General features: G+C 47.7%; 10 protein-coding genes and 1 tRNA gene. 1 reads left to right on the top strand and 10 read right to left on the bottom strand.

Annotated features, from left to right (window positions below; translation table 11 throughout):
- Positions 1-50: 50 nt before the first annotated feature.
- The 6 genes from IAQ59_RS11635 to IAQ59_RS11610 form a co-directional block, all read right to left on the bottom strand.
- Positions 51-1,970 (bottom strand): DUF2207 domain-containing protein, encoded by a 1,920-nt coding sequence (locus IAQ59_RS11635; protein WP_209330980.1) that lies wholly within the window; start codon positions 1,968-1,970, stop codon positions 51-53.
- 154 nt (positions 1,971-2,124) lie between these two features.
- Positions 2,125-2,670 (bottom strand): LemA family protein, encoded by a 546-nt coding sequence (locus IAQ59_RS11630; protein WP_209330979.1) that lies wholly within the window; start codon positions 2,668-2,670, stop codon positions 2,125-2,127.
- Positions 2,671-2,764: 94 nt separating this feature from the next.
- Positions 2,765-3,133 (bottom strand): 50S ribosomal protein L19, encoded by a 369-nt coding sequence (gene rplS, locus IAQ59_RS11625; RefSeq protein ID WP_209330978.1) that lies wholly within the window; start codon positions 3,131-3,133, stop codon positions 2,765-2,767.
- 69 nt (positions 3,134-3,202) lie between these two features.
- Positions 3,203-3,910: a tRNA (guanosine(37)-N1)-methyltransferase TrmD gene (gene trmD, locus IAQ59_RS11620; RefSeq protein ID WP_209330977.1), complete on the bottom strand. Its 708-nt coding sequence runs from the start codon at positions 3,908-3,910 to the stop codon at positions 3,203-3,205.
- A 1-nt stretch (position 3,911) separates the two neighbouring features.
- Entirely contained in the window at positions 3,912-4,442 is a 531-nt protein-coding gene (gene rimM, locus IAQ59_RS11615) for a ribosome maturation factor RimM (RefSeq protein WP_209330976.1), read from the bottom strand.
- Positions 4,443-4,455: 13 nt separating this feature from the next.
- A complete protein-coding gene (locus tag IAQ59_RS11610; RefSeq protein WP_209330975.1) occupies positions 4,456-5,031 on the bottom strand; it encodes a 30S ribosomal protein S16 in 576 nt (191 codons plus the stop codon).
- Positions 5,032-5,299: 268 nt separating this feature from the next.
- Here IAQ59_RS11610 and IAQ59_RS11605 point away from each other — a divergent pair.
- Positions 5,300-5,371 (top strand) — tRNA-Arg (locus IAQ59_RS11605).
- Positions 5,372-5,588: 217 nt separating this feature from the next.
- On the opposite strand, the gene IAQ59_RS11600 is transcribed toward IAQ59_RS11605, so the two are convergent.
- The 4 genes from IAQ59_RS11600 to IAQ59_RS11585 form a co-directional block, all read right to left on the bottom strand.
- Positions 5,589-6,971: a restriction endonuclease subunit S gene (locus IAQ59_RS11600; protein ID WP_209330974.1), complete on the bottom strand. Its 1,383-nt coding sequence runs from the start codon at positions 6,969-6,971 to the stop codon at positions 5,589-5,591.
- A gap of 30 nt (positions 6,972-7,001) precedes the next feature.
- Complete coding sequence (locus IAQ59_RS11595) at positions 7,002-7,985, bottom strand: virulence RhuM family protein (protein WP_209330973.1); 984 nt, start codon at positions 7,983-7,985, stop codon at positions 7,002-7,004.
- Positions 7,986-8,114: 129 nt separating this feature from the next.
- A complete protein-coding gene (locus tag IAQ59_RS11590) occupies positions 8,115-9,791 on the bottom strand; it encodes an HsdM family class I SAM-dependent methyltransferase (RefSeq protein ID WP_209330972.1) in 1,677 nt (558 codons plus the stop codon).
- Positions 9,788-12,865 (bottom strand): type I restriction endonuclease subunit R, encoded by a 3,078-nt coding sequence (locus IAQ59_RS11585; RefSeq protein ID WP_209330971.1) that lies wholly within the window; start codon positions 12,863-12,865, stop codon positions 9,788-9,790. The genes IAQ59_RS11590 and IAQ59_RS11585 overlap by 4 nt, the downstream gene beginning before the upstream one ends.
- Positions 12,866-13,174 lie beyond the last annotated feature (309 nt).

Below are 13,174 nucleotides of genomic sequence, written 5' to 3'. Positions count from 1 at the left end.
GATGTGGAAGCCGCCACGAAGCGCGGATGGATTGGGCCGGCGATCAGACCTTACCAGCCTCCGCCTCCGCCACCTCCGCCACCTCCGCCGGAACGGCCACCTCCGCCACTGCCAGACTTTGAGCCCGGAGGTGCAGAGGAATTGTTTAATGCACTTCCAAAAGATTTTCCGAGTCCCTTGGATAGACCGGTAACCGCCCCGGCAGTAAACGCGCCTCCTGAGTACCAGCCGGGCCGGTATGACGAGCGGGTTTTGGAAGTCTGCTCGTAGGTTTTTAGACTGTTCTCGAAGCTTTTGCCCCAAGCATCCCCTACCCCTAATGCCATGGCATAGGGCAGGTATTTTTCAAAAACCTCGGGTGTGAGACCGGGAGGATTTAGCTGCTGTATCGCAGGCTTTTCTGCCGCGTTAAGGTACATTCGAAAACCTTCTATTTCATCGAGCACTTTACGGCCTTCCGGTGTGGGTGCTTTCATTAGGTAAAAAAAGATGTAGTTTACCAACGATAAAGCCAAAAACAGGATCAATATGCCGTACTCAAACCTAGCCCCAAACTGGTAAATCAATACTCCGGGAAGCACGAGGACGAAGAGGATGGAAAAGACGTTACCGATAATCTTTCCGATAGTCACAGATTCTCCAAAAAAGGCGTTGTATACATTGATGATCAAGTTAGAAACAACCCCGGATAGAAACACCGTCACGAGGGTGCCCATGATGAGAAACACCTTTTCCTCTTCGAAACGCATGGGAAATACCGCCACAAAGGTGAGGAAGACGGTAGCCAGGGACAGTAAAAAGCCGGGAATCAGCCAAGTTTGGTTTAGCTTAAAGTATTTTCCTTTGTAGTTGGTTTTCAGATGCTCTTGTACCGCCTTTAATGCACCGCCTATTTTTTTATGTTCTTTTTGGGTGAGATGGACTACCGTGGTTCCTGCCGGGAAGAGCGCCCGTATTACGGCCTTTTCGAAGGGTTCCAATTCGGCCTCTTCTTCTGTTTTTTGCAGGTGCAGGTAAAACTTACGTTTTTCCTCTACAATTTTGAGGATTCCCTTTGTGGCCAGTTGGACCATGGCGACGGTAAAGGAGGTCTGATCAAATCCCATTTTATGAATGTATCGGATCGCAGGGGCATCCAGCCCTCGGGGAGCCTCGAACAGGGGGTAGATGCCTCCCCTTTTTGGATCGACCCCCACCTTTTTCCATGCAAAGAAGTAATAGCCCACCACGATCAGCAGACCAATCAACGCAATTAGAATACCCGCATTATCTCCCAAAAATGCGAGATTTCGCTCCAGGCTGTCGGGTTCTTCCACGATGCCTTTGGGCCAGGCAACCGCAACGGTTAATGCTTCCCTTGGATTCAGCGGTTCGGAGAGGGAGATGCTCAGTACGTTATCGGCTGCCTTCTCGATGTTACAGTTGCATGAACTGCTGCCCACAGGCCCAGAATACCCCGCATATTGTAAGATAGATGCTTCCGTGGGTAGTGTTATTCGTGCTTCGGCTTGTAGTATCGGAAACGCCCAACTGTCTCCAATCACATTCCAGTAAAGCTCGTCAAACTCCTCAAAATACCCAATCTGACGGTTGGTAGTGTAGGAGATGGTGTATGTGTAGTTTCCATTATTCAGAAAGACGTCCGGATTTCCGATTCGGATGATTTGGAAATCGCCCTCTGTGAGTACTTCATAGGGTTCAGGTTGTCCATCCTTTAGCACATTTGTTACTTCAAAGCCTACTTTTACCCGGTTGCCGTATTTATCTCGGTAGATGGTCGGGAAGCTTCGGAAAATCCCCCGTTGAATTTCCTGTTGCAGGCTTTTGACGGTGATCGTTTCGGTGACCTGCAGGGTGCCGTCCACTTTTATGGCGATATCGCTCTGATAGTCCAGGATCTCCTCCCGTTCTTGCGACAGCAGCGGGTAGGATAGCAGCAGTAATAGACTAATGAGTAGTAGTTGCTTCATGGGCTTGGGTGGTTTTTTTGGTTCGTGGGGTTTTACGGTATTACTGCATATCATGTTAGAAGGAAGAATCCTATTGGCACTTTGCATCGGCGGGTGGTGCTGCCGCCTGTATTCGGTGAAGCAATTCCGATTTCTTCCTGGTCTTCATGTTGAATTATAGGTCTATCTCCGGCGTGGATCGCTCAGTCTCACTACTTAAGCTGAAGAAAGATTCCTTTTGAAAGGAAAACAGCTTGGCGATTAGGTTTTGGGGGAATGTTTCGATTTTGGTATTCAGTTCCCTAACGGTTCCATTGTAGTATCTTCTGGCTTTTTGTAGTGTATTTTCTATAGAGGAGAGTTCGTTTTGCAGCGCCAGGAAATTGCTGTTCGCCTTGAGTTCCGGGTAAGCCTCTGCCACAACGAGCAACTTTTTTAATGATTGTGTCAGGGCCGCCTCTGTTTCTCCTTGTTCTTCGACAGTGTGGGGCCGGAGCGCCTCGCTGCGTATGCGTGTGACTTCTTCGAAGAGGGATTTCTCGTGAGAGGCATAGGCTTTTACGGTCGAAACCAGATTGGGCACGAGGTCTGCCCGTCTTTTTAACTGTACATCGATGCCGCTCCACCCTTCTTTTGCAAGGTTTCGTAGGCGCACGAGTTGATTATAAATCAAAATCACCGCCAAGGCAAGTCCGGCAGCAAGGATCAAAGCTAGGTTCATATAGCGGTCATAACGGAGGTATAAATCTAAAATGCCGATGAATGTACCGAAAATATGGATAAAAAAAAAGAGGCCAAGTGGCCTCTTTTCAAATTTAGCTTTTTCTGACTCTGATTTTCTCCTTAATCTTAGCAGATTTTCCTTGTCTACCTCTCAGGTAGAATAGTCTGGCCCTTCTTACTTTACCTTCTCTCAATAGCTCGATTTTCTCGATTGCCGGAGAAATGATGGGGAAAATACGTTCCACACCCACGCCGTTTGATACTTTTCTCACGGTAAAGGTCTCGCCGTTTGAATTGGGATTTTTACGCTGGATCACCGTACCCTGAAACTGCTGAATACGTTCTTTGTTTCCTTCCGTGATCTTCACGTGAACGTTGATTGTATCTCCTGCCTTAAAAGACGGAAACTTGGACCTTGCGTCTTTGTATTCCTCTTCTACGATTTTAAGTAGTTCGCTCATTGCTTTGCTATTTTTGCGTATCGCGTTTAAATTGCTGATCGGGCAATAAGACATTGCCCTTTTTTTGTTCTATGGTTTATCGCCTTGTTTTTCCCCTTTTTCGAAGCCCAATAAATCGGGTCTTCGCTCACGGGTTCGGCGAACCGACTCTTCGAATCTCCAGTTTTCGATCTTTGCTGCATGGCCTGAGAGCAACACCTCCGGAACCTTCATCCCCTGGTAATCCGCTGGGCGGGTATATACCGGCGGGGCGAGGAGTCCATCCTGAAACGAATCCGTGAGTGCAGAAGTCTCATCGTTTAACACTCCCGGAATCAGGCGTATCACTGCATCGGCCACAATGGCCGCAGCCAGCTCCCCTCCTGATAGCACGTAGTCTCCTACGCTGATTTCCCGGGTGATAAAATGCTGCCGTACCCGTTCATCCACTCCTTTGTAATGTCCACAAAGGATGATCAGGTTTTCCTTCAGGGAAAGCTCGTTTGCCATGGACTGGCAAAAGGTTTTTCCATCCGGACTCATGTAGATCACTTCGTCGTAGGAGCGTTCACGTTGGAGTGCTTGGATGCAGGCTGCAATGGGTTCGATCATCATCACCATCCCGGCACCTCCTCCAAAGGCGTAATCGTCTACGCTTTTTTGTTTTCCGATACCGTAGGGTCTTAGGTCATGTATCCGCACCTCGGCGAGCCCCTTTTCTTCTGCCCTTTTCAGGATAGAATGATCAAAGGGTCCCTTCAGCAGGTTGGGTACCACCGTGATGATGTCTATTCGCATGTCACTCGTTCAGGTATATGTCAAGCAAGCCCTCGGGCAGGCGGCAGAAAACTTTTTTCCCTGCCTTGTCTACTTTTTGGATGATCCCTTCTTGGATGGGTATCAGTACTTCTTTTTCCTGATATTCCATGCCGATCAAATCCTGTGTTTCTAAATCATAGATGACTTTCACCACTCCCAACTCCCCTCGCTCTTCGTCGATTACCTGACAGCCTACCAGTTCGTGAAAATAGTACTGATCGTCTTCCAGTTCGGGTAAGTCCTTTAGGGGCAGGTAAAGCGCTGATCCTACCAGGTCTTTCACCTTGTCTACGTGATCGTATTCCTCAAACTTCGCCAGAAACCGATTGTTCGGTTGGGGCACGAGGTGCTCCACGAAAAAGGGAATCAGGCGGTTGTTTTTTTCGACGAAGAGGTGTTTGATTTCTTCGTAATCTTCAGGATAATCCACGTCCAAGACCAGCATTAGTTCCCCTTGGAGTCCATGAACTTTGGCAATATGGCCCAGTAGAAAGCAATTGTCTTTGTTCATGGTAGAAAATCAATTATGCCTGAGCCTCTCCTTCGTCAGCTGCAGGCGCTTCGTCGGCTGCTGCGGCTTCCTCTGCGGGAGCTTCGGCTGCGCGGGCTTCGGCTTCAGCAGCTGCCACTGCGGCTGCGGCTTCGTCCTCCCTTTTCTTGATGGCGTCCAGTCTAGCTTGGTTTTTGGCTGCTTCTGCGGCCAAGGCTGCCTGCTTGGCACTGCTCTTGGCTTGGGAAATGCTGTCCACTTTAGCGGCTATTGCCTGTTCTTTGGTAGCCAACCAAGCTTGGAATTTTTCATCCGCTTGTTCTTGGGTGATGGCTCCTTTCTGTACACCTATCTGTAAGTGCTTTTTCAACATCACACCTCGGTAAGAAAGCATCGCTTTTACGGTATCGGTGGGCTGTGCCCCGTTCAATAACCATTTCAACGCACGGTCGTTGTTGATTTGGATTGTTGCGGGGTCTGTGTTTGGGTTGTAAGACCCGATTTTTTCGATAAAGCGTCCATCTCGTGGAGCCCTTGCATCAGCTACTACTACGTCATAGATGGCCATTTTTTTCCGACCTCTACGCGCTAATCTGATTTTAACTGCCATATTTTGTTGATATTTAGTGAATTGATGGATCCCGTCCATCTGTTTTTTTGGACTGCAAAGATAGCGCTTTCTAGTCGAATTGCGCAAATCAGTAAGAAATTATTTGCTTGATTTGGTGATAAAGCATTAACTTGCGGCCTGATTTGAGGTATTGTCCGGAATCTCCTGACCACAAGCGGATTCGGAAGCCTGTTAGTAGTTTACTAAGTGATATAAGGATACTAATCTAACATCTAGTTTCTCATGTCTAATATCTCATATCTATCAGGGCCTCGTAGTTCAATGGATAGAATAGAAGTTTCCTAAACTTTAGATACAGGTTCGATTCCTGTCGAGGCTACAAAAAACCCCATTTACAGGCTGTATTTGGGGTTTTTCTTTTTGGGGGACAGTTTGCGGCTGTTCGGCCCCAGCTTTAACCATATCCCGATAGATATGCAGCGCCTTTATTTTTTTGTGCCTTTTTGCATTGCTGGAAGCTTGGATGGGAAGGGTAACGGTATGAAAGGCTGGAGGCACAAGGAAATGGTTTCGGGAGATCTTTTTCAAATTTCAAACTAAACTTGCCCTTCCACCATCTCCTCAGCCTCCCCCACCCTCACCTGCCCATTCATCAGCATCGGCAGTAGCCAGTCCCGAAGCTTGGAGAGTTGTAGATTTTCCTTAGTGTTAACCTTTATTTTTTCATATAGAGGCTGCACAATTTGATTGAATTTTTCCAGAGTGAGATTATCTGGAATTACCAATTTGAATCCTTTTACCATTGATCCATTTAAATTGTTGATGTTGGTTCCAAGGCATTCATTTTTAATCGTTGTAAAGAAGAAATCGGATTGAGTGTAAGAGTATAGATAAAACTTGAAATCTTCGATCGCTTCAATTTTTGCACAGAAAGCTCCAAAGGCAACTTTTCCATCGAAAAAGTAAAATCCATTCTTTCCGATATGATCAATACTCCCGCTCGACATAGTTATCAAAATATCATAGGGTCTTAGGATTTGTTCCTCATCAGCTAGGGATTCAGAAACAAACACCATATTGTTAAGGTCAATTTGATTTCCCGTGATATTGGTGGCTCTTAAAATTGGGACTGTCCGAACTGCTCCTTCTTCTTGAATGTCATCCTTATTGTAAGTGACACCTCTGGTTAAAGTAGCAATATCAGATATCGTCCCACCTCTCCACCCCTCCGGCACATCCCTCTTCAATTCCTCATTCCAGACCATTTTGCCACCGGAAGATTTGTACCCTTCTGAAAGGCCCCTGAGCGGAGCCGAAGGGCCGCTGCCTTCGACTCCGCTCAGGCTGACATCGGGCTTGCCCTGAGCGAAGTCGAAGGGAAAATCAAACTGAACAAACCAATACTCATACACCAGCTTCGCCATCGCTTCCAGTTCGGCATTGATGCGTTTGTTTAGCTCGATCCTCTGGTAGATCGAGAATAAAAGATCTCCAATTTTCTTTTGTTGATCGAATGAAGGGAGTATTAAATCCAGATATGAAAAAATCTGCTCATTTAGACTTGCTCTCAAAGTCATAATGGCATTATTGTTCATGGTTTTTCTAAAAAGATCACTTCTCAAATAGAAAGCGATATACTTTGGATAAACTGTATAGTCATCAATAGGTCGTAATCTTTTCAAAAACCCGCTAAAAGTTGCAGAGGGATAATCCTTATAAGCCACTGAACTCATGCCTAGTTCATCAAGTGTTTCACTAGTTCTTGTCAAAAAAATATCGCCTTCTTTAACCGAATAGACTTTTTGTTCCTCCTCGCCAGTATCCATCATATCATGTAAAATGTCAGGCAAAAAGTAATTATTGAAAACTGTTTTAAACGAGACAAAAGGCGCCCCATGTCCAGCCTGCTCAGGTTTTGATGAAATTCCTGAGCTCATCTCGTACAAATCAGCGAATTTATAGTTCTTCAAATGGGTCATTTTATTCCTTTTCTTTTTTCTTTGAAATCTTCACTTCTTCACCTTAGCAATCAACTTATCAAAATCCGATTGATAGGTTTGGTCTTGGATCACCCGAAACTTATCAAATTCGCCCTCGGCCTTCAGCTTGGCTTCCAGCATGCTTACTTTCCCCTTGTCCCGCAGAATAGGATAGCTGGAGAGTTCCAGGAAGCTGTCCAGAAACTTGGCCCATTGTAGCATGGAAAAGGCCCTGCCGCGCTGTGCATTGTTTTCGGCCAGATCGAGGTAGGCAGATACGATGCGGTTAAGCTCCCCGATATGCTGAAGGGAGAGGAAGTTTTTGGCTACGGATACATCGCTTTTTTGGATTTTGCCATCGGGTGCATCTTTCCAAGTCTTCAATCCCATGTAGAGTTTGGTCGCGTCTGCTTCGTCATAGATGATTTCCGCAGCGGTTTTCCCGGTGATGGCCCAGTGCAGTTTGTTTTGAACCATGGCAAAAAACTCCTTGGTTTGGACACTTTGCGGGTCGTAGTCGGTACTCAGGGCATAGAGGTCGGTAATCTTTTGATAAAACCTACGCTCGCTTGCCCTGATCTCCCGGATGCGCTCCAGCAATTCATCAAAGTAGTCTTGGCCAAAGTGCTTGCCCTGCTTCAGTCGCTCATCATCCATTACAAAGCCTTTGATGATAAACTCATTGAGCGTTTGGGTAGCCCATTTCCGAAAGTCGGTAGCCTGTATGGAATTCACCCGATAGCCGACAGCGAGGATAGCTTCCAAGCGGTAGAATTGGGTAGCGTAGGTTTTTCCATCTGCGGCAGTTGTTTCCAAAATGGAAATAACTGAATCTGGCTCAAGCTCCCCTGTTTCGAAGATGTTTTTTAAGTGCTTGTTTACAGCAGGTACTTTCACACCAAATAATTCGGCCATCGTCTTTTGCGTCAGCCAAAAGGTCCCTTTTTGAAAATAGACCGACACGTTGACGGTTTGCTCAGCATTTTGGAAAAGTAAGATGTCTCTTGGTTTCATTTTTGATCTGTGTTCGATTTATGGTGGCTTCGGATCCGTTTGCTTCGACTCCGCTGGCTTCGACTCCGCTGGCTTCGGCTCCGCTGGCTTCGGCTCCGCTGGCTTCGGCTCCGCTGGCTTCGGCTCCGCTCAGCCACCGGAGCCGGGTCCCTGAGCGGAGTCGAAGGTTGGTCCCTGAGCGGAGTCGAAGGGATCGAATTTCAAGTTCCTCAAATTCCCCAAAATCTCCGCATCCAAGGCTTTCCCTTCGGCAAACATCCCGACCAAGCGCTCCTCAAATCCGTTTAGCTTTTCCTGAAACTCCTCCGCCGTGATATCCACATAGTCGATCTTGACCTCGAAGTATTGTCCGGCGCTGAAGCTGTAGTTTTTCTCGGCAATCTGTGATTTGCTGACTACCACGGAAAGTTCTTCGACTGCCTCCTGATGGTTGAAGGTCTCGATGATGAGGCTTTCTTCCTCTCGGGTCAGGACGGTGCGCTGGTTTTTGCCTTCCTTCACCGTTTGCCCCAGTTTGGAAGCATCCATCAGCACGATATGCTCGGAGTCGGCCATCTTGTCGAGAAAGAGCACGGAGACGTTGGTGCCCGTACTCGCGAAGATATTGCTCGGCATGGAGACCACCCCCCGCAGCCAGCCTTGCTTGATGAGCTTTTCGCGTATGCTTTTTTCGATGCCGCTTTGAGCGGTGATAAAGCCCGTCGGCACCACGATCGCCGCCCGCCCGCTTTCACTCAGGCTGTGCATGATGTGCTGGATAAAAAGCAAGTAGATGGCCATGGATTCCTTTTTGGCCTTGGGTACCTTGGGAATGCCTGCAAAGAAGCGATCCTTAAAGCTGTCCTTTTCCAGGTCGTTGCGGAAGTCCGAGAAGTCCAGCTTGAAAGGGGGATTGGAGACGATAAAGTCAAACTTCTGGTTCAGGTAGTACGGCTGGGCGATCGTATTGGTCTTGATGATATTGGGAATGCTGTGCGTCAGCCCGTTCAGCACCAGGTTCAGTCGCAGCATGGTGCTGGACTTTTGGGAAATGTCCTCGGAATAGATGCTGCAATTTTGCTCTCCGATTTGATGGGCGAGACTCATGAGCAAGGTGCCCGAACCCGCGCTCGGATCGTAGCAGCGCACGCCTTTGACCGGTTCGGGAACCAGGATCGCCGCCATGATGCGGGCCACGGCATGCGGGGTGTAGTACTCGGCATATTTGCCTCCGCTGTCGCTGTTGTAGTCCTTGATCAGGTACTCAAAGATGGTCGCGAAGAAGTCGTATTTCTCCTCAAACATCTCCTCAAAGCTAAACTCGAAGAGCTTATTAATCAGCGCCCGACAAAAGGCATCCCGCTGGGAAGAGTCGGAGATAAACTGGCTCAGTTCGTCAAAAAGAGAGTCTTTGGCTCCGGAAAAGGCCTTCACAGAAAAGACATCGGCGTTTTCGATGCTGATCTGCCTCAGGGTATCGTCAAAGGTCTTGGCAAAGTCGGGCTCGGCCTGCTTGTTGAACAAGTGGGAAATAAGCTGGTAGCCATGCAATCGGGGTAGGTTAGGATCCAGCAAGGCCAAAAGAAACTGGTACTCTTCCTCGTCGAGGGCATTGAGCGCTTCGGTGAAGTTTTCGGCAGCGGCGAGTTCGGGATTTTGCTTTTTGACCTCGTAGCGGAACTTGTCATTGAGAAACTTGTACAGGAAAACCTGGGTAATGATCTTAAACTCATTGCCATCGTTGCCCAGGCCGAAGTTGGCGCAGACACTTTTGAGGTTGTCGATGAGTTGTTTGGTTTTGGTGATAAAGGTTAAATCCTGAGTCATCTGAGGAAAGTATTGTTAAACTGGGTAAGGTATTCGGAAACGATCAATTGGTTGATGTTTTGGGTAGTCTGAAAATCAAGTTTCATTTTTTGCTCCCGCAAAAACTCCTGGGTCACGAGCTGCATCATGTAGCGCTTGAAAAAGGCTTCATGATCGAGCATATTCTTGTTATTTAGGATGGTTTCATCGGCTTTAGCCTTCACATTCATCAGAGCAGCCTGAATCTGCACCTGCCTTTTGGTGAGTCCGTCGTTTTCGGTCAGTCGCTTGTGCACCCGGGCAAACTTCTCGTCCTGCTGGTATTTGGACTTGAGGTTGGCATTTTCCCGGTTGAGCTCTTTGGCCTTTTCGTGGATCTTGCGCAGCAGGGGCAGGTTTTCCATCAAATCCTGCTGACTCACTTCGCTGAGGTTTTTCTTTTTGAAGATCCGCTCCAGTTCCTCCCGCAAACTTACAAAAGCCGGGTCCTGTTGGTCGAAATTATACCGCAAAGATTCCCGGGTTTTTCGTAGCATGTCTTTGAACTGATCCGCGAGCACGAGTTCGCTTTCGGAGACTTTGATAAACTCGAAGACGATATCCTCCAAAGCCGTATTGATGATATTGGTGGTCGCGTCGGTATTACCGATATTTTCCACAAAATGCAGGTTGTCCAATCGGCTTTGGGCCACAGTCAGCAGTCGGTTCCAAGTATCAAAATCCGCCAAACCTTCCATGCCCTCGTAGCCATTGAGCGCGATGATGTTTTTGAGTTCCTTGGCCGTACGGAGGGATTTGACGATTTCCAGCAAATGGCTCTTGTCGGTGATTTCGGCTATTTGTTGGGAAAAGATTTCCTTGTTTTGGGTATCAAACTGGAAGAGTACCTCTCGGATCTGCACGATTTCCTGTTGGATCTCGGCGGGGGATTTAAAAAGGTAGGAATATAGCTGCATCTCGTCTCCCAATTGCTCCTGCAGCTCGTCGAAATACAGCCTATTGGTCCGGTCAAAGGCCCTTGAGATATCGGCGAAATCCACCACATAGCCGTATTTGAACTTCTTGTAGGGTCGGTTGACGCGGGTGAGTGTTTGCAGTAGGTTGTGGTCTTGGATCACACGGGCGAGGTATAGCTTCTTCAGCCGCTTAGCATCAAAGCCCGTCAGGAGCATATTGTAGACAAAAAGCAGGTCGATATTGCCCTTTTTGTACACTTTAACCAGGTCTTTGCGGATATCCTTGTCGTTTTCGTTGTGCAGGATCAGGGCGGCCTTGAGACTGGGATTCTCATGGCTGCCGTAGCTTGGAGGCGGTGGGGCTGCTGCCAAAAGTACTCCCGCGTCGGTTTCCTGTTCCCCAAATTTCACTTCAAAAAGCCTGAAAAGTTCCCGCGCCTGCTCGGAAGAATCGCAGACCACCATCCCTGCCAAGGAGGTATCGCCTTGGTCCCTTCTGAACTGTATCAAGTCCTGCACGATATAGTCCAGCATCGCTTGTACGAACTTCGGATGAGCGTAGATTTTGGATCGGGGAATATCTCCTTTTTGGACCTTGATCTGATCCATCAGTTCCTTCATCTCCATCTTAAACTTACCCTCGATCTCCTCTCGAATCAGCCTCAGGGTATAGCCATCGGCGATGGACATGTTGTAGTAATACTTGTGGATGTAGTTGCCAAAAAGGGTTTTGGAATCGTATTCCTTGGCCACCTCACGAAGTAGGGGAGTGCCGGTCAAGGCGATTTTGATGGCTTTTTTGTCCGAATTGATCAGATTGGCTAGGTAGTTTCCCTTGGGGTTGTAGCTGCGGTGCGCTTCATCGAGGAAAAACACCCGCTGGATATGGATGTCATAGTCCATCACTTCAGCCACCATCGTGTCCATCGTAAACTTCTGAATGTTGACTACGGTAATCTCCGGCAAGCCCGAATCGTTGTGGATGGCGCCGGTGATACGCAGGTCTTTGGCGAAATCCTGCCGGGAGTTTACCTGAATCACCTTCAGTCCCCGGTTGCTGAATTCGGTCGAGGCTTGGATCAGCAGATCGAGCCGATCCACGATAAAGTAGAACTTGGGGATGACGCCTTGTTTTTGAAAATAGTCCGTCAGGTGTTTGACATTGTAGAAAGCCAAGGCGGTTTTCCCGCTTCCCTGCGTATGCCAGATGATTCCTTTGGTTCGTCCTTCACTGAGTTTTTGGGCGATGGCGAGCGTAGCAAAAAGCTGAGGATAGCGCATGATGTGCTTTTCCAGTCCTTTTTCTTCGGCTACATAGGCCAAGGCGTATTTGAGAATAAACGCAAATCGCTCCCTGCTAAAAAGAGAGGTAAGGATGCGATGCGTTGGGGTATATTCCGATTTGTTGGTCAGAAACTCCGGGCTGTGTTTGATCACCATCAGATTGGTGTCTTTCAAAATGGCGTTTTCCTGCTCCTCCGTGATGGTTTTCAGGCCTTGTTTGACTGGATATTCAGGGTCTTCCCGGAAATAGTTGAATTGGAGGTCTTTGTAGGCCGATGTGGCATAAAATGCTCCAAATACCGGATCCACAATGCCGTCCTCGTACTCCATATTGTTTGAAAAGACCATCAGTTGCGTGATGTTGGCAAAGCGGCGAAAATGCTTTTGCTTGAAGCGTTGGTTGATCCGGTTGCGCTCGGCGATTACGCCATCCCTGTTGTGTGGTTTTTTGACTTCGATAAAAGCCAAGGGCATGCCGTTGATGAGCAGCGTGATATCGGGCCGAAACTCCTCATCGCCGTTTTTGCAGGTGAGTTCGGTAGTAACGTGAAAGGCATTATTGGAGAAATTCTGAAAATCGATCAGCTTGATTCCCGACCCACTCGTCAGTCGCTCGTAAAACTTTCTTCCCAAATCTTCATAATCCAGCTCAAGCGAAACCTCATCCAATATCCGCTTGGTATCCGATGCATCAAGATGGGGATTGAGCTTTTGGACGCTTTGGCTAAAGATCTCTTCAAAAATATTGGAATCCTCCCGCCGAATCTGCTCTCCTTGAGGGATATAGACGTAGCCAAGCCGTATAAGGTGGAGAATTGCCGGGATTTTCACCCTTGCGTCTTCGTTAAAAGCCATCTGAAACCAAAAATAAAACCAAGTGGGAAGATAGTAATGGAAGTGGGCATTTGCAAGGTAAGTCGTATTGATAAAGCCCTATGGACACTAACAGATCACACTCATTATACCACCACATGGTATGTTTCCTCACAGACCATTCAACCCCACATGCTCCGTGTCCCCACAGACCATTCAATCTTCAGAACATGTAAGCATTCGACCGACAGAATACCCGAACGGTGAGTCTGTCCTACAAGGCGTTTTCTGATGTAACACCCCATCAAATTATGCTCAGGTGAACTTGAATCAATGATAGATTACCTTGTT

Source organism: Lunatimonas salinarum (assembly GCF_017811155.1).
Classification (GTDB): Bacteria; Bacteroidota; Bacteroidia; order Cytophagales; family Cyclobacteriaceae; genus Lunatimonas; species Lunatimonas salinarum.
The sequence above is the reverse complement of the archived record's forward strand: the minus strand, read 5'-3'. Positions and strand labels throughout refer to the sequence as shown.

Bases quoted from the DNA above. Each gene is read 5' to 3' on its own strand.
- IAQ59_RS11595 (WP_209330973.1), bottom strand. From the start codon at position 7,985: ATGAAACCAAGAGACATCTTACTTTTCCAAAATGCTGAGCAAACCGTC.
- IAQ59_RS11630 (WP_209330979.1), bottom strand. From the start codon at position 2,670: ATGAACCTAGCTTTGATCCTTGCTGCCGGACTTGCCTTGGCGGTGATT.
- IAQ59_RS11610 (WP_209330975.1), bottom strand. From the start codon at position 5,031: ATGGCAGTTAAAATCAGATTAGCGCGTAGAGGTCGGAAAAAAATGGCC.
- trmD (WP_209330977.1), bottom strand. From the start codon at position 3,910: ATGCGAATAGACATCATCACGGTGGTACCCAACCTGCTGAAGGGACCC.
- IAQ59_RS11635 (WP_209330980.1), bottom strand. From the start codon at position 1,970: ATGAAGCAACTACTACTCATTAGTCTATTACTGCTGCTATCCTACCCG.
- IAQ59_RS11600 (WP_209330974.1), bottom strand. From the start codon at position 6,971: ATGACCCATTTGAAGAACTATAAATTCGCTGATTTGTACGAGATGAGC.
- IAQ59_RS11585 (WP_209330971.1), bottom strand. From the start codon at position 12,865: ATGGCTTTTAACGAAGACGCAAGGGTGAAAATCCCGGCAATTCTCCAC.
- rplS (WP_209330978.1), bottom strand. From the start codon at position 3,133: ATGAGCGAACTACTTAAAATCGTAGAAGAGGAATACAAAGACGCAAGG.
- IAQ59_RS11590 (WP_209330972.1), bottom strand. From the start codon at position 9,791: ATGACTCAGGATTTAACCTTTATCACCAAAACCAAACAACTCATCGAC.
- rimM (WP_209330976.1), bottom strand. From the start codon at position 4,442: ATGAACAAAGACAATTGCTTTCTACTGGGCCATATTGCCAAAGTTCAT.